Origin of the sequence: Streptomyces sp. NA04227 (assembly GCF_013364195.1) — a bacterium.
Taxonomy (GTDB): Bacteria; Actinomycetota; Actinomycetes; order Streptomycetales; family Streptomycetaceae; genus Streptomyces.
Map to the genome: position 1 here is coordinate 4262963 of NZ_CP054918.1, position 13614 is coordinate 4276576.

Consider the following 13614-nt stretch of genomic DNA (forward strand, 5'->3'; position numbering starts at 1 on the left):
GCGCCGGGGCGGTGTCGGGGCTCGCGGTGGTCCCGCTCTCGTCTGTTGCGTTCGTCTCGGTCGCGTTCGTGTCGGTCACGGTTCAGCTCTCCTGGGCGGCGGGGTGGTTCGGGACGCGGCCGCCCGTGGCGGGGTGGTGCGGGTCCGGTCGGGTGGGTCGGTGGACGGGAAGCTGTCCGGCGGCGCGGGCCTCGGCCAGGGTGGGCGCGGCGAGGTCGCGTGCGGAGAGCAGCGGCTCGATGTCGGCGGGGATCGGCAGGCCGAGTGCCGGGTCCAGGGCGGACAGGGCCCGCTCCTGCGCGGGGGCGTAACTCGCCGCGAGCAGATAGGACATGACGCTGTCGTCGCGCAGGGAGACGAAGGCGTGTCCGACGCCGGGCGGCAGGTAGACGGCACGGCAGTGGTCTGCGTCCAGGACCACCGCGTCCCAGGCGCCGAAGGTGGGCGAGCCCTCGCGGAGGTCGACGACCAGGTCGAGCACTTCGCCGTACGGGCAGTGCACGTACTTGGCGTTGGCGGGCGCGCGGTCGTCGGTCAGCGTGTAGTGCACGCCGCGCACCACGCCGCGCCGGGAACGGCTGTGGCTGAGCTGTGCCACCTCGAAGAGCGGTCCGCCGTGTGCCTGGAGGAAGGCCGGTTCCTGGAAGGGGGAGACGAAGGCGCCGCGCTCGTCCGGGTAGACGGCGGGCGTGAACTCCAGGGCTCCCGCCACCGCGAGTTCCCGTACCAGGGTGTCGCCGTAGCGGCGGGGCTCGTCCTCGGCGAGGCCGCGTGAACTCCCCTGCGGGGAGGGCGAGAGGGTGCTCATACCGCCGCCAGGACCGTTCGCAGGGCGCCGATCACCTTGTCCTGGAGGGACTCGGGCAGCGAGGGGTACATCGGCAGCGAGAAGATCTCCTTGGCCAGGGCCTCGGTGTGCGGCAACGAGCCCTCGGGGACGCCGAGATGGGCGAAGCCGGACATGGTGTGCACGGGCCACGGATAGCTGATGTTGAGCTGGATGTCGTGCGCGCGCAGTGCTTCGAGGACGGCGTCGCGCTCGGGGTGGCGTACGACGTAGACGTAGTACACGTGGTCGTTGCCCTCGGCCAGACGCGGCAACTGGAGCCCCGTGTCGGCGAGTTCGGCGGCATAGCGGTCGGCGACGCGGCGGCGGCCCGCGAGGTAGTCGTCGAGGCGGCCGAGCTTGCGGCGCAGGATCTCCGCCTGCACCTCGTCCAGGCGGCTGTTGTGCCCGGGGGTCTCCACCACGTAGTAGCGCTCGGCCATGCCGTAGTAGCGCAACCGCCGTACCCGCTCGGCGACTTCGGGGTCCGAGGTGAGGACGGCGCCGCCGTCGCCGTAGGCGCCGAGCACCTTGGTCGGGTAGAAGGAGTACGCGGCGGCGTCGCCGAGGGTGCCCGCGAGGCTGCCGTGGTGCCGGGCGCCGTGGGCCTGGGCGCAGTCCTCCAGGATCACCAGGCCGTGCCGGTCGGCGAGTTCGCGCAGCGGCGCCATGTCGACGCACTGGCCGTACAGGTGCACCGGCAGCAGGCACTTGGTGCGCTCGGTGATCGCGGCCTCCACCCGGGAGGTGTCCATCAGGAAGTCCGCGGGCCGTACGTCCACGAAGACGGGGCGGGCGCCGACCGCGTCGATGGCGATCACGGTGGGCGCCGCGGTGTTGGACACCGTGATGACCTCGTCGCCGGGGCCGACGCCGAGCGCTTGGAGGCCCAGCTTGACGGCGTTGGTGCCGTTGTCGACGCCGACGCAGTGCGCCGCGCCGTGGTAGGCGGCGAACTCCTCCTCGAAGCCGCGCACACTGCGGCCGAGGATCAACTGCCCAGAGGAGAAGACGGTTTCGACCGCGTCGAGCAGGTCCTCGCGCTCCTCGCGGTACTCCTGAAGGTAGTCCCAGACGTACGTGGTCACGCGCTGTCCTTTCCGAGGGCGCGGGCGGTGCCCGGTGCGTTTGCTGCTGCGGGTGCTTGCTGCTCGCCGGGGCGGGCCCGCCGGTTCCCCGAGGCGAGGTCGTGCTCGGCGGCCGGTGTCGCTGCCGGTGCCGCCGTCGTGGACATGGGCGGTGGCGCCCCCGGTGGTGGCACCAGGGCGGCGACGGTCGCCTCCAGGGCGGTGCGGGTGTCCAGGAGGGGCCGCCAGCCGGTCACCGCGCGGAACGGGGCCGCATCGACGCGTACGTCCCGGAAGTCGCTGCCGGTCGCGGCGCCCGTGGGCGGTGCGGTGCGGTGTACCGGCACCGGCGGGCGGCCGGTGTACTCGGCGACCAGGGCGGCGACCTGCTCGAAGACCTCGCCGAGCGAGCTGTCCCGGTCCGCGCCGAGCGTCCAGGAGCGGCCCGCGAGCCGGTCCGCGTGGTCGAGCGCGGCGAGGAAGCCACGGGCGGCGTCGGCGACCGGCAGCAGATTGCGCCGCAGCGACCCGTCCGCCCACAACGTCAGCGGTTCGCCTTCCAGTGCGCGCCGCACCATCGCCGAGACCACACCCCGGTCCGGCGCCCGCGGGTTCACGGCCGGTCCGAAGACGGTCGGCAGCCGCAGGGCGACGCCGCGCACCACGCCCGCCAAGTCGGCGGCGCGCAGGGCGAGTTCGGCAGCATACTTCTGGCGGTCGTAACCGGTGAGGGGGCCTGCGGCGGCGGTGGCGGGCGGTGTCGCACCCGGGGCGGTGGGCGGTGGCTCGTGGGCGTCCAGGCTCGCCGTCGACGCGAACAGGACGGTCGGCGGCGGGGCGCCCTCCGAGCGGGGCCGCTCGGCGAGGATCTCCAACAGGTCCCTCAGTACGGTGACGTTGGTGTGCTCGGCGACCGGGTCACCGTCGCGCGTACGCCAACTCCCCTGTGCGTCCCGGTGAGTTACGAGATGGACGACGGCGTCGGCGTCCGCGACCGCTTCGGCCAGGGCGGTGCGGTCCGTCAGGTCCGCGCTGCGGATCTCGGTGTGCGCGGGCGCCGAGCAGGCGGGCGGCACGGCCGGGCGCCGGGCCACCGCGCGCAGCAGTACGGGCCGCTCGGCGAGCTGCGCCACGAGCGTGGCACCGAGGAAGCCGGAGGCGCCGAGCACCACCACACGCGGGGTCATGCCGGGCCTCCCGGGGCGCCGGTCGCGGCCGGGGCGAGCGCGGGGGCGAGCGCCGGGGCGGCCGACGGACGCGCGGCCGCGTCGTCCCGAGTACCGTCCGCCTCCCTCACGGCCACCGCGTCCACCGCGTCCACCGCGTCCACCGCGTCCATCGCGTCCACCGCAGACATCGCGTCCATCGCGTCCACCGCAGACATCGCGTCCATCGCCCGCAGGCACACCAGCAGGCTCCGCGCCTGCATGTTCACGTAGTGGCTGTGCCGCAGCAGGGCGCTGATCTGGTGGACGGAGACCCAGCGATGCTCGGGGCCCTCCGACACCTCACCGCCGCCCTCGGCCAACTGCCCCGCGTCCAGGACAACATGGCGCGTACGGGCGTGGTGGAACCGTCCGCCCTCCTCGGAGAGCACCGCGTCGAAGCGGACCGGGGACCGGTCGCCGGAGAGGGCGTCGAGTACCAAGTCCAGGTAGCGGGGGCGGAGTTCGGCGGGCAGGACCTCGTAGGTCTCGGGGGCGCACTGCACGGTCGGGGCCAGCTCGGCGGTGTCCACGAAACCGGGTTCGGTGCGGCAGTGCAGCAGTACGTGCGGTACGTCGTCGATACGGGTGACCAGGAAGGCGACAAGTCCCGTATGGGCGGGGGCGATCATCGGCTGGCTCCACTGCGAGACCTCCCGGCCCGCGGCCCGGACCCGGACCCCGATGACCCGGAAGAACCGTCCGCTCTCGTGCGCGAGGTCCCAGGCGCCTTGCCGCCATCCGTCGAGTTCGGCCAGTGCGACCCGCTCCACCTGTGGCTCGGTGCTCTCCCGTACGTCGACGATCCAGCTCAGCAGCGAGCGCGTACTGTGCAGCGAGGTCGCGGGCGGCAGGTCGCCTTCCGAAGCCTCGCCCGTGTGCCCCAACTCCCTTGGCAGGCAGGCCAGTACGGACCGGGTGTCCATGTTGACCAGGTCGTCCACGGCGAGCAGGGAGAGCAGTTCGCGCAGGGGGAGCCAGACGAAGCCGTCGTGCACCGGCACCGGCACCGACGGGTCCACCTCGACCGCGATGTTCCGGTTGCGTTTGCGCAGGAACCAGGCGCCCTGCTCGGACTGCCGTACGTCGCACAGGACGTGGTGCTGTTCGCGTGCCTCGGCGGTGAAGTACTCCACGTAGGGCACCCGGCTGCCGCCGTGCACGCCCTGGTAGTTGCTGCGGGTGGCCTGCACGGTGGGCGAGAGCTGGATGCCGTTGCAGTTGCCGGGCTCGGCCTTGAGCTGGACCAGGACCTGTGGTTCGCCGTCGACCCGGCGCAGCAGCAGGCCGAGGATGCCGGTCTCGGGCTGGTTGATGATCGGCTGGTCCCAGGCCGGAACGGGATGGCCGGGGCGCCGCACCCGCAGCCCTTCGACCGCGAAGAAACGGCCCGAGCGGTGCCGCAGACATCCGGTGCGCGCGTCGACGGCCCAGCCGTCCAGGCCGTCGAGCGGCACCTGTTCGGCGTGGGTGTGCATCCAGCCGCGCGCCTCGTCGAGCGGACCGGCGAGTGCGCGGGGAAGCAGCCCCGCCCGTGCCGGTCCGGTGGCGCCGACCGGGGCGTCCGTGGTCAGCAGACCGTCCCCAGGCGACCGGTCGGCCTCAGCGCTCAACTGCCTTCTGTCAGCCGGGAGTTCAGCACCCCTGGTCACACCCGCATTTCCACTCACCGGGTCACGCTCCCCGCCGCCCGGACCACGCTCGCCTCCCCCAGCACCTCCGTGAAGAACCCCATCTGGTGGTGCATACGGCTCCGGAAGAACTCGCTGTAGCGGGCGGCGTGTTCGGGGGTCATGGTGCCGAGGACCATGGCGAGGGCGACGTAACCGTCCTTGGGTTCGATGATCAGGTTGTTCCAGGCGGGCTCGACGTTGTCGACGTGGCGGTGGACGGCGCGGTCGAGTTCGGCGCGGCCGCCCTGCCAGCCTCGCGGCAGGGCGAGTTCGCCGCTCGCCGCGAGCGAGCCGTACCAGTCGAGCAGGTCCGCGCGGGCCGCCTCGGTCCCGGCCCGGTGGTGGCGCGGGTGGGTCAGCGCGCGGTAGGCGGCGCGGGCGCTGCGCGCGTCGGGAAAGCGGGCGATCTCGTGGTCGTGGTCGCAGGGCAGGCTGTGCTGGCGGGTGCCGAGGTCGTGCAACATGCTCACCGTGCAGTCGAGCAGGGTGGTGCAGCGCGCGCCGAGGTCGGTCAGGCGCAGCCACAGGTCCCAGTCCTCAAGCCCCACCCGTGACTCCCGCCAGCCGCCGGCCTGTTCGGCGAGCTCGGTGCGGTGCGCGGCGCAGGAGTTCTCGAAGAGCGGGTTCATGAGCTGGAGCTCGGGGTGCCAGCACATGGTGAGCGGGTCGGCCACCGAAAGCAGCGTGCCGGCGGCGTCGACCTTGCGGGCCCGGGTCGCGGCGAAGTCGGCGCCCTGGTCGAACACCTCGGTCAGCAGGGCCAGATGGTGCGGGTCCCAGACGTCGTCGTGATCGAGGTAGGCGACGATCTCGCCGCTCACCTCTTTCAGGGCGATGTTGGTGGGGCCCGCCTGGAAGCCGAAGCGGCGGGTGCGGCGCAGGGTGATCCGCGGGTCCCGCGCGGCGAGTTCGGCCACCACCTCGTCCGTGCCGTCGTCGCTGGCGTCGGACATCACGAAGAGTTCCCAGTCGGTCATCGTCTGGGCGCGCACGGATTCGAGGGTCGCGGTGATCGCCGGGCCCCGATTCCAGGTCGGACAAATCACGGAGATGCGAGGCACCTGCGTGTCCTTTCGTGCTCCGTGGGGGACCAGCGGTACGCACTCGCGACAAGCCGTAAATCGTGAATGGGCGGGCCTGGCCCGTGAATTGGGCGGCCTTGAACCGGCAGGCGCCGGACGCCGAGAATTTCCCCCGTCAATGCCATGCGAGAGGCATGTACGAGGAACAGGGTTAACGGGATTCCCGGGGCCTGTCAATCCGGGATTTATCCGTACCCGGAGGGTGAGAAACCCGTGGCGGTGTGTGAGGGATGGTGGCGAGTGTTCACTTTGGGCGGGATCGGCCCCGGGGTGGGGCTCTGCTCATGCTTTGACTTGAGCTTTACCTCTTGTGAAGTTCCTGCGATGATTCCTCGGACCAATCGTATTCCCCGGGGGAGCCAGGGTGGATTCTGTTGCTGTCTCCATCAGGACACCGTCGCTGAGACACAGGGTGATCAAGGCCCTGTCGGCGGCCGGTTTGGAGGTGTTCGCGGTGCCCGGACCAGGTGCCGCGACAGCTCAGGTAGTGATCGTGGAGTCGTGCGAACTGCTCGCACGGCCGCGGTCGACTTCACGCCACGGGGGCCTTGTTGCCCTCGTGCACGGCGAGCAGGACGCGGTCTGGGACTCGGCCGCGCTCATTGAGGTGGCGGGGGTCGTCGACCGAGACGACATGGACGACGTGCTCGTCACCGCGGTGCGTGAAGTGCGCGACGGGCACGGCTGGATCTCGCCGGGCCTGGCCCGGCGGGTGCTGTCCGGTCTCGGCGAGGAACGGCGCAGTCCGGCCCCGCCGCCGGGACTGCTCACCGCACGCGAGTCGGATGTGGCCGCCCTTGTGGCACAAGGCCTGTCCAACGCCGAGATCGCGGGCGAGCTGCGCGTCGAGGTGAGCACCGTGAAATTCCATGTCTCCAACGTTCTGCGGAAGTTGGAGTGTCGGGATCGAGCCAAGCTGGCGGCGGTGGTGCACGCCCACTCCGTCACGGCGGCCTGAGGGCGGCTGACCACCGTTGTTCGGGTTCCTCCCCCGTCTTCGGACGGGGGAGGAGAGGCCGCAAGACCCGTCTCGGGGCGGGGGTGCACAACTCGTGCGATGGCTATATTTGTTCTTGTTCGGCGGGGCGCGAGACCTGACCAGATGAATGTCCGCCCGCCCGTTCGCCGAACCAATAAACGGGGTGCATCCCAGGAATGATTGCCGGTGTGGGGCCGGCGTTCCATGACGGATGCTGCAAATTCAGGGAAACTCTGCGATGCGTCATTCTGGCGTACCGGGGCGGGGCTTTTCATGACCGATTTCTCGGTGCTCATTCCTTTCTCACCACGCAGGCCGGAACAGGTTCTGCCCTATGCCGCGCTGGTCCAGTGGACCGCCGCCCGGCGACTGTGGCAGGGCCAGGCGATGCTCGTGGACGCCGCACACGCGGCGGCCTCGGCGAGCGGCGCCGGGTTCCGGGTGCCGCTCGGCCTCGGCGTCACGCTGATGCCGCTGCGCCACCCGTACGACGCCGCCCATCAGGTCCGTTCGCTGGCCCTGACGACGGGTCAGCCGGTCGTGGCGGGCTTCGGCCCCGGGCAGCCCGCCTTCCAGGCGAGCATGCGCGGCAAGCCGTACGCCAGTCCGCTGACCGCGAGCCGGGAGTACGTCGGCATCGTGCGCGGGCTGCTGACGGGGGAGATCGTGCGCACTGAGGGACAGTACTTCTCCTGCCACGGCGGGCTGCCCCCGGCGACCCCGCCGCAGGTGGAGGTCGGACTCGGTGTGCTGCGCCCCGGCATGGCACGCCTGGCCGGTGAGGTCGCCGACCGGGCGATCACCTGGCTGACCCCGGCCACGTATGTACGCGACACCCTGCTGCCCGCCCTGCGCGAAGGCGCGGCGAAGGCGGGGCGCGAGGTGCCGAAGGTGACCGCGATCGTGCCGGTGGCGCTCAGGCGCCCCGACCGTGAACCGGAACAGCTCGCGCTGTCCTCCAACGCCGCGCACCTGGCGGCCGGTCACTACCAGGACATGCTGCGCCGCTCGGGCATCGAGGTCGTCGCCGACGACCCGGTGCTCAGCGCCAAACGCCTGGTCGCGGGCGGCGGTTTCCTGCACGGGGACCTGGACGAGGTGAGTGCCGCGCTCGACGCCTACCGCGAGGCGGGCGCCGACGAGGTGGTCCTCAACCTCACCGGTGTGTTCAACACCTTCGGCCAGCAGGCGGCGCTGGACGACCTCAAGAAGATTCTGGCGGCCCGCGCATGACGTACGAGCCGCAGGACGGCGCGGACCCGCGCACGGACCGGAGCAAGGAAGTGAGCGCAGCCATGAGCGAAGCGGGGACCGAAGGCAACGGCGGCCAGGCCATCGACGGCGGCAGCGGACTGGGCCCGGCCAAGCGCCACCTCGCCTCCTGGGGCACCGGCTCCGCCCTGCCCCGCCCCGAGGGCGCCACCGGCAGCGCCACCGTGGTCCTCGAATCCCCGGCCCACCTCGACCAGTTGCTCGCCTCGGACCTGGCCGGGCCCGGCACGCTCGTACTCGTCCCCGGCGACCAGGAAGCCGAAGGCCAGGACCCGGCGGCCGCGCCGCTGGTGCTCGGCTACCAGGGCTCGCTCGTCGAACCCGGCGACGAAATGTCGCTCGGCGACGCCTTCTTCCTGCAGACGCAGGACTACGCCACCAGCCAGTACATGTCGGTGATCGGTCCCACCCTGATCCGGATCACCGAGCCCGGCGACTTCGAGGCATTCCTCGCCGACGCCGACGCCGCCCACGACAAGGGCGAGTTCCCGGCCCACGTCAGCGAACCCGTCGTACGGCTCGCCGACCTGTCCGCGCTCGGCGCGGGCACCGGCGCCGACGGTCCGCGCACCCGGCTGTACGTGAACGCCGACGGCCAGGTCTCCACCGCACCCGGCGGCATTCCGCTGGGCGGCCTGGACTCCGGCCTCGACGCGCTCGACGCCCAGTGGCGCGACCTCAACTCCCGTTCCTTGCAGCCCTGTTCGGTGGCCCTCTCGGCAGCCGTACCGGACGAGGACCGCACCGCGCAGCTCACCGCGCGCCCCTGGCTCGGCCGCTATCTGGCCGTCCTGGACGCCCTGCGCGAACTGCGCACCCGCGGGGTCACCGGTCTGAAGGTCTCCGGCTTCGGCGGCCGCCTCGACCCGGCGCTCGACGAGGTCACCGTGCCCGCCGACACCGACCGCGCGCTCCCGCTGCTGCTGTGGAGCGAGGACAAGGCGTACGTGCACGTCGCCGAGACCGGCCGGTTCTTCCAGCTCGACCTGCGCGCCGCCAAGGTCGCCGAGGCCCTGCTCGTGCACGGCGAGCCCGGCGCCGCCGCCGCGCACGCCGCACCCGCGGCACTCCAGCAGGTGCAGGCCTTCTTCGGCACGGCGGGCGTCCGCCTGACCGCCGACCGGTCCGGGGACGGCGCGTGACGGCGGCCACGACGGCCGGGACCGTCACCACCACGACCACGCAGACCGTCGCCACCACGGCTACGGAGACGGCCACCACCACGGCTACGGAGAACCTCGCCGAAGCCGTCGGCGGCAGCCCGCGCACCGTGCCCGGGCGCGCCGGTGAGTGGCTCGCCTCGCTCGGCCCGGACCGGGTTCAACTGTGCGGCGTATACGACGAGTTGGGCGCCCCGCTGTACGAGGACCTGTGCCGCCGGGACACCTTCGAGGTCCGCGAGATCGTCTCGCTGGTCCGCACCACCCGAGGCCCGGTGCTCGATCTCGCCGCGGGCACCGGACGCCTGACGCTGCCGCTGCTTGCCGCGGGACGCGAGGTCACCGCGCTCGAACTCTCCCCGTACATGCTGGAGTTGCTCGGCGAGCGGCTCGCCGAGGCCCCGGCCAGGCTGCGCGAGAAGTGCACCCCGGTGCGCGGCGACATGGCGTCCTTCGCGCTCGACGCCCGCTTCGGCGCCGTCGTCCTCGGCACCACCTCGGTGTCCCTGCTCGACGCGGCGGGCCGCGCGGGCCTGTACCGCTGTGTGCGCGAACACCTCGCCGAGGGCGGCCTGTTCCTGCTCTCGACGGTCGACGTGCGCACCGGCGACGGCACCGAGCAGGAGGTCCGCGTGGCGGCCACCGGCGCCAGTGGACAGCTCTACCACCTGCACGAGCACCACAACCCCGAGGCGGGCACCCGCACGGTCACGCTGCACCGGGCCCAGGCGGACGAGGCTCCTCTTGACGAGAACGTGCTCGACGAGAACCCGCTGACCGTGTGCACCTCCACCGTCGCGGTGCTGCCCTCGGCCCAGCTGGAGGCCGAGTTGACCGCCGCCGGGTTCCGGGTGCGTGCCCAGCACCGGCCCGCCGGATCCGACGGCCGCCACGACGCCGTACTCCTGGAAGCAGAGGTGGCCCCGCGATGACCGAGACCACGACCGGCACGGCCCAGGCCGCGCCCGGCACCCACGAGTACGACCCGCTGTGGCCCTCGCTGCTGCCGCCCGAGAGGCAGGGCGCCGACGAACTGTGCGCCGTCTCCGCCGACGGCGTGCGGGTCCGTTTCGCCGACGGGCGTGAACTCCTGTGCGGCACCAGCGGGTTGTGGAACACCAACATCGGCTACGGCAACCCCGTCGTCGCCGAGGCGGTCGCCCGCGCGGTGCGCGAGGGCTCGTACCTGAGCGTCTTCCGGTACGAGAACACCTATGCCCGCGAGGCCTCCCGGGTGCTGACCGAACTCGCGGGCGCCGACCACTTCGGCCGCGTCCTGTGGTCCACCTCCGGTGGCGCCGCCAACGACCTGGTGATGAAGCTCGCCCGGATGTACCACGCACTGCGCGGCGAACCCCGGCGCAAGCTGGTGGTCGGCCTGCGCGGCAGCTACCACGGCCTGACCTACGGCAGCTTCGCGCTCACCGGCGAGGACCTCGGCCAGGGCGTGTACGGCGTCGACCAGCGCCTGATCCGGCACGTCGCCCCCAACGACCCCGAGGAGCTGACCACGCTGCTCGCCCGGCAGGGCGGCCAGGTCGCCGCCGTGGTCGTGGAACCGGTCCTCGGCTCCGGCGCGGTGCCGCTGACACCCGAGTTCACCGAGGCGCTGCTGCGACTGCGCGAGGAGCACGGCTTCCTGCTCGTCGCGGACGAGGTCGCCACCGGCTTCGGCCGTACCGGCTCCTTCTTCGCCTCCCAGCAGTGGCCCGGACGCCCCGACCTGGTCGTCGCCTCCAAGGGCCTGACCAACGGCACCATGGCCGCCGCCGCGGTCCTGGTCGCGCACCACGTCGCCGAGGCCGTGCACCGCTCGGGCGCCGTGCTCACCCACGGCGAGACCCAGGCCGGTACGCCCACCACCTGCGCCGCCGTCCTCGCCACCGTCGAGGAGATGCGCCGCCTGGACGCGGTCGCCCGCGGGCGGCGCCTGGCGGAGCAACTGGACGCCCACCTGGCCCGGTTGACCGCCGAAGTGCCCTCGGTGACCGGCACCACCGGACTCGGCTGCTTCCGCTCGGTGCGCCTGGCCACCGCCGACGGTGAGCCGCTGCCGCAGGCCGAGGTGCCCGAGCTGATCGCCGCGATCCGCACCGCGGGCGCCATCGTCCACCCGGGTCCGCACGGCATCCAGCTCATCCCCGCGCTCACCTACACCGAGGCCGAACTCACCGAACTCCTGGATTGCGTACGCGCCGGGATCGCCGCCCACACCGGGCGCGCCGAGGACATCGCGCACACCACCGGAGCCGACCGGTGAACCTCAGCTGGCACTGCCCCACCCGCGCCCTCTACGGGACCGCCGGGCTGGGCGACTGGATACGCGGACAAGGGGCCCGCACGGTCGCCCTGCTCGCCGACCCCAATGTCGCCGAGGGCGAACTCGCCTCGCGGCTGGGCCAGTTGCTGGAGGGCACGGGCTGCGAGGTCCGGTTCCTGACGGCGGAGGGCCCCGGCGGGCTCGACGAACTCGCCGCGCTCGCCCGGGATCTGGACGGCGCCGACCTGCTGGTGGCGATCGGCGGGGGAGCCCTGCTCGACCGCGCCAAGCTCGCCGCGCTGCTGCGCGACGACCCGAGCGCGTACACCCGGCTCGCGATGTCGCACCGCAGCGGCCTGGTCATGCTGCCCAGCGACGTGGTCCGCCGCCTGCCGCTCGTCGCGGTGCCCACCACCCTGGGCACCGGCGCCGAACTCAGCGCCGCCGCCTGCCTGTTGGAGCCCGCCGACCGGCGCAGGCTCGTCGTCGGCGAGGCGCTGCAGGCCGAGCTCGCGGTGATCGACCCGGCGGCGACGAGCACCCTGCCGTACGCGCTGGTCGCCGAGGGAGTCGTCGAGGCGCTGTTCCGCGTCACCGGTCTCTACGTCGGCGACCACCGCGAACTGCCCACCGAGGACGCGCTCGCCGAGGCCCTCGCCCGGCGCCTGGTACAGCTCGGCAACGAGGTGCGCGACGCCGGGCGCGAGCCCCAAGGCCTCGCCGCCCGGGGCGAGTTGCGCGCCGAGATCGCCAAGGTCTCCGGGCTCACCCACCTCACCTGGACCAGCCTCGGCCGCAACCGCTACGGGGCCAAGGGCTGGTACCTGGCCAACGAGCTGTCCACCGCGCTCGGCACCCGTAAGACCACCGCCGTCAGCGCACTGCTGCCGCCGCTGTGGCGCGCGATCACCGCGGGCGACACCCGGCTCGGCTCCGCGCCCCGGCTGCACCGGCTCTGGGACCTGCTGCGCACCGCGCACGGCAGCGCCCCGGACCTGCCCGCCGACCCGTCGGACGGGATCGCCGCGCTCTTCGACGACTGGCGCGTGGAGCGCGAACTACGCGCCGACGAGGAGCAGTTGACGCGGATCGCGACCCGCACCGTGCGTGCCTGGGGCGGCGGCCTGCCGATGCTCGGCGGGCTCTCGGCGGCCGAGATCCGGCAGTTGCTCGCGGCGGCCACCGCCCGGGCGGTGCCTCCCGAAGCCACCGACCGGCCCGCCGCGGGACCCACCGCAGAACCCGCGGCCGAAGCGGCCGCCGGACCGGCCGCCGGACCCGGAGCGCTCGCCACGGCAGCGGGCTGACGGACCAGGTCAGGCCCGGTCCCACCACAGACTTCCGCCTCCCGCTCACCCGGGGCGCGGGCACACACTTCCGGTTCCCGGTGACGGGAGACGGGGGAAATAACACACCTTTTCATTAGGTAAGGGAGGGAAAAGACATGCAGGGAGTCATCGACTCGCAGCACGGCGCCGAGGCGCTGGAGCTGGGCATGCAGGAGCTCGAGGCCATGGAGGCCCCGGGTTGGCAGACCTGGGCCGGTTTCGGCACGGGCACCGTGGTGACCAGCGCGATTGCCTACGGCAGCGTGTACGTCGCCGTTTCCGGCGCCGCCATCACCTGATCGGGCAGGCGCGGATCTCGCCGCGTCTGAGCGATTGCCTCGGAACGGTTGCCCGGCTGCCTGTGACGTAGCCGGGCAACCGCCCCGAACAGCATGACCGACCACTTGTTCTCCACTGTCACCAGGATCGAGGTGAAAGAAACATGCAGACCATCACCAACACTGCCGACCTGATGAAGGGCGGCGAGGCGCTGGAGCTCGGCATGCAGGAGCTGGAGGCCATGGAGGCCCCCGGTTTCTACACCGGCTTCAAGGACGGCCTGACCTTCACGGTGGCCGTCGGCACCCTCTCCGTGGGCGCCGCGATCGCCACGTGATCTGAGGCGAAACGCAGTTCGCGGCCTTGACCGCGACACGCACGCCCGGCCCCGGACGGCTTCTCGCCGTCCGGGGCCCGGGTGGCACTGCCGGACCCGCGCCCCGGGCGCGCACCCCGGCCACCCCCCAAGCAATTTGATTGGAG

At 72.5% G+C, this 13614-nt stretch carries 13 protein-coding genes; 8 read left to right on the forward strand and 5 right to left on the reverse strand.

The genetic code is table 11. The annotated features are described in order from the left end of the window. Positions 1–82 precede the first annotated feature (82 nt). From HUT18_RS18100 to HUT18_RS18120, 5 genes are read right to left on the reverse strand one after another with little or no spacing between them, the layout of a single operon-like run. Complete coding sequence (locus tag HUT18_RS18100) at positions 83–808, reverse strand: dTDP-4-dehydrorhamnose 3,5-epimerase family protein (protein WP_176101670.1); 726 nt, start codon at positions 806–808, stop codon at positions 83–85. Beyond that, entirely contained in the window at positions 805–1914 is a 1110-nt protein-coding gene (locus HUT18_RS18105; RefSeq protein WP_176101671.1) for a DegT/DnrJ/EryC1/StrS aminotransferase family protein, read from the reverse strand. The genes HUT18_RS18100 and HUT18_RS18105 overlap by 4 nt, the downstream gene beginning before the upstream one ends. Next, positions 1911–3080, reverse strand: coding sequence for an NAD(P)-dependent oxidoreductase (locus tag HUT18_RS18110; protein ID WP_176101672.1), 1170 nt, complete (start codon positions 3078–3080; stop codon positions 1911–1913). Before HUT18_RS18110 ends, HUT18_RS18105 begins: the two co-directional genes overlap by 4 nt. Further along, a complete protein-coding gene (locus tag HUT18_RS18115; RefSeq protein ID WP_254878673.1) occupies positions 3077–4711 on the reverse strand; it encodes an NDP-hexose 2,3-dehydratase family protein in 1635 nt (544 codons plus the stop codon). The genes HUT18_RS18110 and HUT18_RS18115 overlap by 4 nt, the downstream gene beginning before the upstream one ends. Positions 4712–4764: 53 nt before the next feature. Beyond that, a complete protein-coding gene (locus tag HUT18_RS18120; protein WP_176101673.1) occupies positions 4765–5832 on the reverse strand; it encodes a glycosyltransferase in 1068 nt (355 codons plus the stop codon). 385 nt (positions 5833–6217) lie between these two features. Between HUT18_RS18120 and HUT18_RS33840 the strand changes: the two genes are divergently transcribed. The 8 genes from HUT18_RS33840 (at position 6218) to HUT18_RS18160 (ending at position 13468) form a co-directional block, all read left to right on the forward strand. After that, positions 6218–6811 (forward strand): response regulator transcription factor, encoded by a 594-nt coding sequence (locus HUT18_RS33840; protein ID WP_254878674.1) that lies wholly within the window; start codon positions 6218–6220, stop codon positions 6809–6811. Between the two features lie 294 nt (positions 6812–7105). After that, the gene (locus tag HUT18_RS18130) at positions 7106–8065 is read left to right on the forward strand and encodes an LLM class flavin-dependent oxidoreductase (protein ID WP_176101674.1); all 960 of its coding nucleotides are present in this window, start codon (positions 7106–7108) and stop codon (positions 8063–8065) included. Between the two features lie 62 nt (positions 8066–8127). Next, complete coding sequence (gene mpaB / locus HUT18_RS18135) at positions 8128–9246, forward strand: daptide biosynthesis RiPP recognition protein (RefSeq protein WP_217710501.1); 1119 nt, start codon at positions 8128–8130, stop codon at positions 9244–9246. Continuing rightward, positions 9243–10196, forward strand: coding sequence for a daptide-type RiPP biosynthesis methyltransferase (gene mpaM, locus HUT18_RS18140; RefSeq protein ID WP_254878675.1), 954 nt, complete (start codon positions 9243–9245; stop codon positions 10194–10196). Before mpaB ends, mpaM begins: the two co-directional genes overlap by 4 nt. Then, complete coding sequence (gene mpaD / locus HUT18_RS18145; protein ID WP_176101675.1) at positions 10193–11524, forward strand: daptide-type RiPP biosynthesis aminotransferase; 1332 nt, start codon at positions 10193–10195, stop codon at positions 11522–11524. Before mpaM ends, mpaD begins: the two co-directional genes overlap by 4 nt. Further along, a complete protein-coding gene (gene mpaC, locus HUT18_RS18150; RefSeq protein WP_176101676.1) occupies positions 11521–12831 on the forward strand; it encodes a daptide-type RiPP biosynthesis dehydogenase in 1311 nt (436 codons plus the stop codon). Before mpaD ends, mpaC begins: the two co-directional genes overlap by 4 nt. A gap of 137 nt (positions 12832–12968) precedes the next feature. Beyond that, positions 12969–13151, forward strand: coding sequence for a daptide-type RiPP (locus HUT18_RS18155; RefSeq protein ID WP_176101677.1), 183 nt, complete (start codon positions 12969–12971; stop codon positions 13149–13151). A gap of 143 nt (positions 13152–13294) precedes the next feature. Beyond that, positions 13295–13468 carry a daptide-type RiPP gene (locus HUT18_RS18160; RefSeq protein WP_176096583.1) on the forward strand — a complete coding sequence of 58 codons (174 nt, stop codon included), beginning with the start codon at positions 13295–13297 and terminating at the stop codon, positions 13466–13468. The last annotated feature ends 146 nt before the right edge of the window (positions 13469–13614 follow it).

What these genes read in the sequence shown, in the direction of transcription:
- HUT18_RS18100 (WP_176101670.1), bottom strand. Translation starts at nt 808, where the DNA reads ATGAGCACCCTCTCGCCCTCCCCGCAGGGGAGTTCACGCGGCCTCGCC.
- HUT18_RS18110 (WP_176101672.1), bottom strand. Translation starts at nt 3,080, where the DNA reads ATGACCCCGCGTGTGGTGGTGCTCGGCGCCTCCGGCTTCCTCGGTGCC.
- HUT18_RS18130 (WP_176101674.1), top strand. Translation starts at nt 7,106, where the DNA reads ATGACCGATTTCTCGGTGCTCATTCCTTTCTCACCACGCAGGCCGGAA.
- mpaB (WP_217710501.1), top strand. Translation starts at nt 8,128, where the DNA reads ATGAGCGAAGCGGGGACCGAAGGCAACGGCGGCCAGGCCATCGACGGC.
- mpaD (WP_176101675.1), top strand. Translation starts at nt 10,193, where the DNA reads ATGACCGAGACCACGACCGGCACGGCCCAGGCCGCGCCCGGCACCCAC.
- HUT18_RS18155 (WP_176101677.1), top strand. Translation starts at nt 12,969, where the DNA reads ATGCAGGGAGTCATCGACTCGCAGCACGGCGCCGAGGCGCTGGAGCTG.
- HUT18_RS18160 (WP_176096583.1), top strand. Translation starts at nt 13,295, where the DNA reads ATGCAGACCATCACCAACACTGCCGACCTGATGAAGGGCGGCGAGGCG.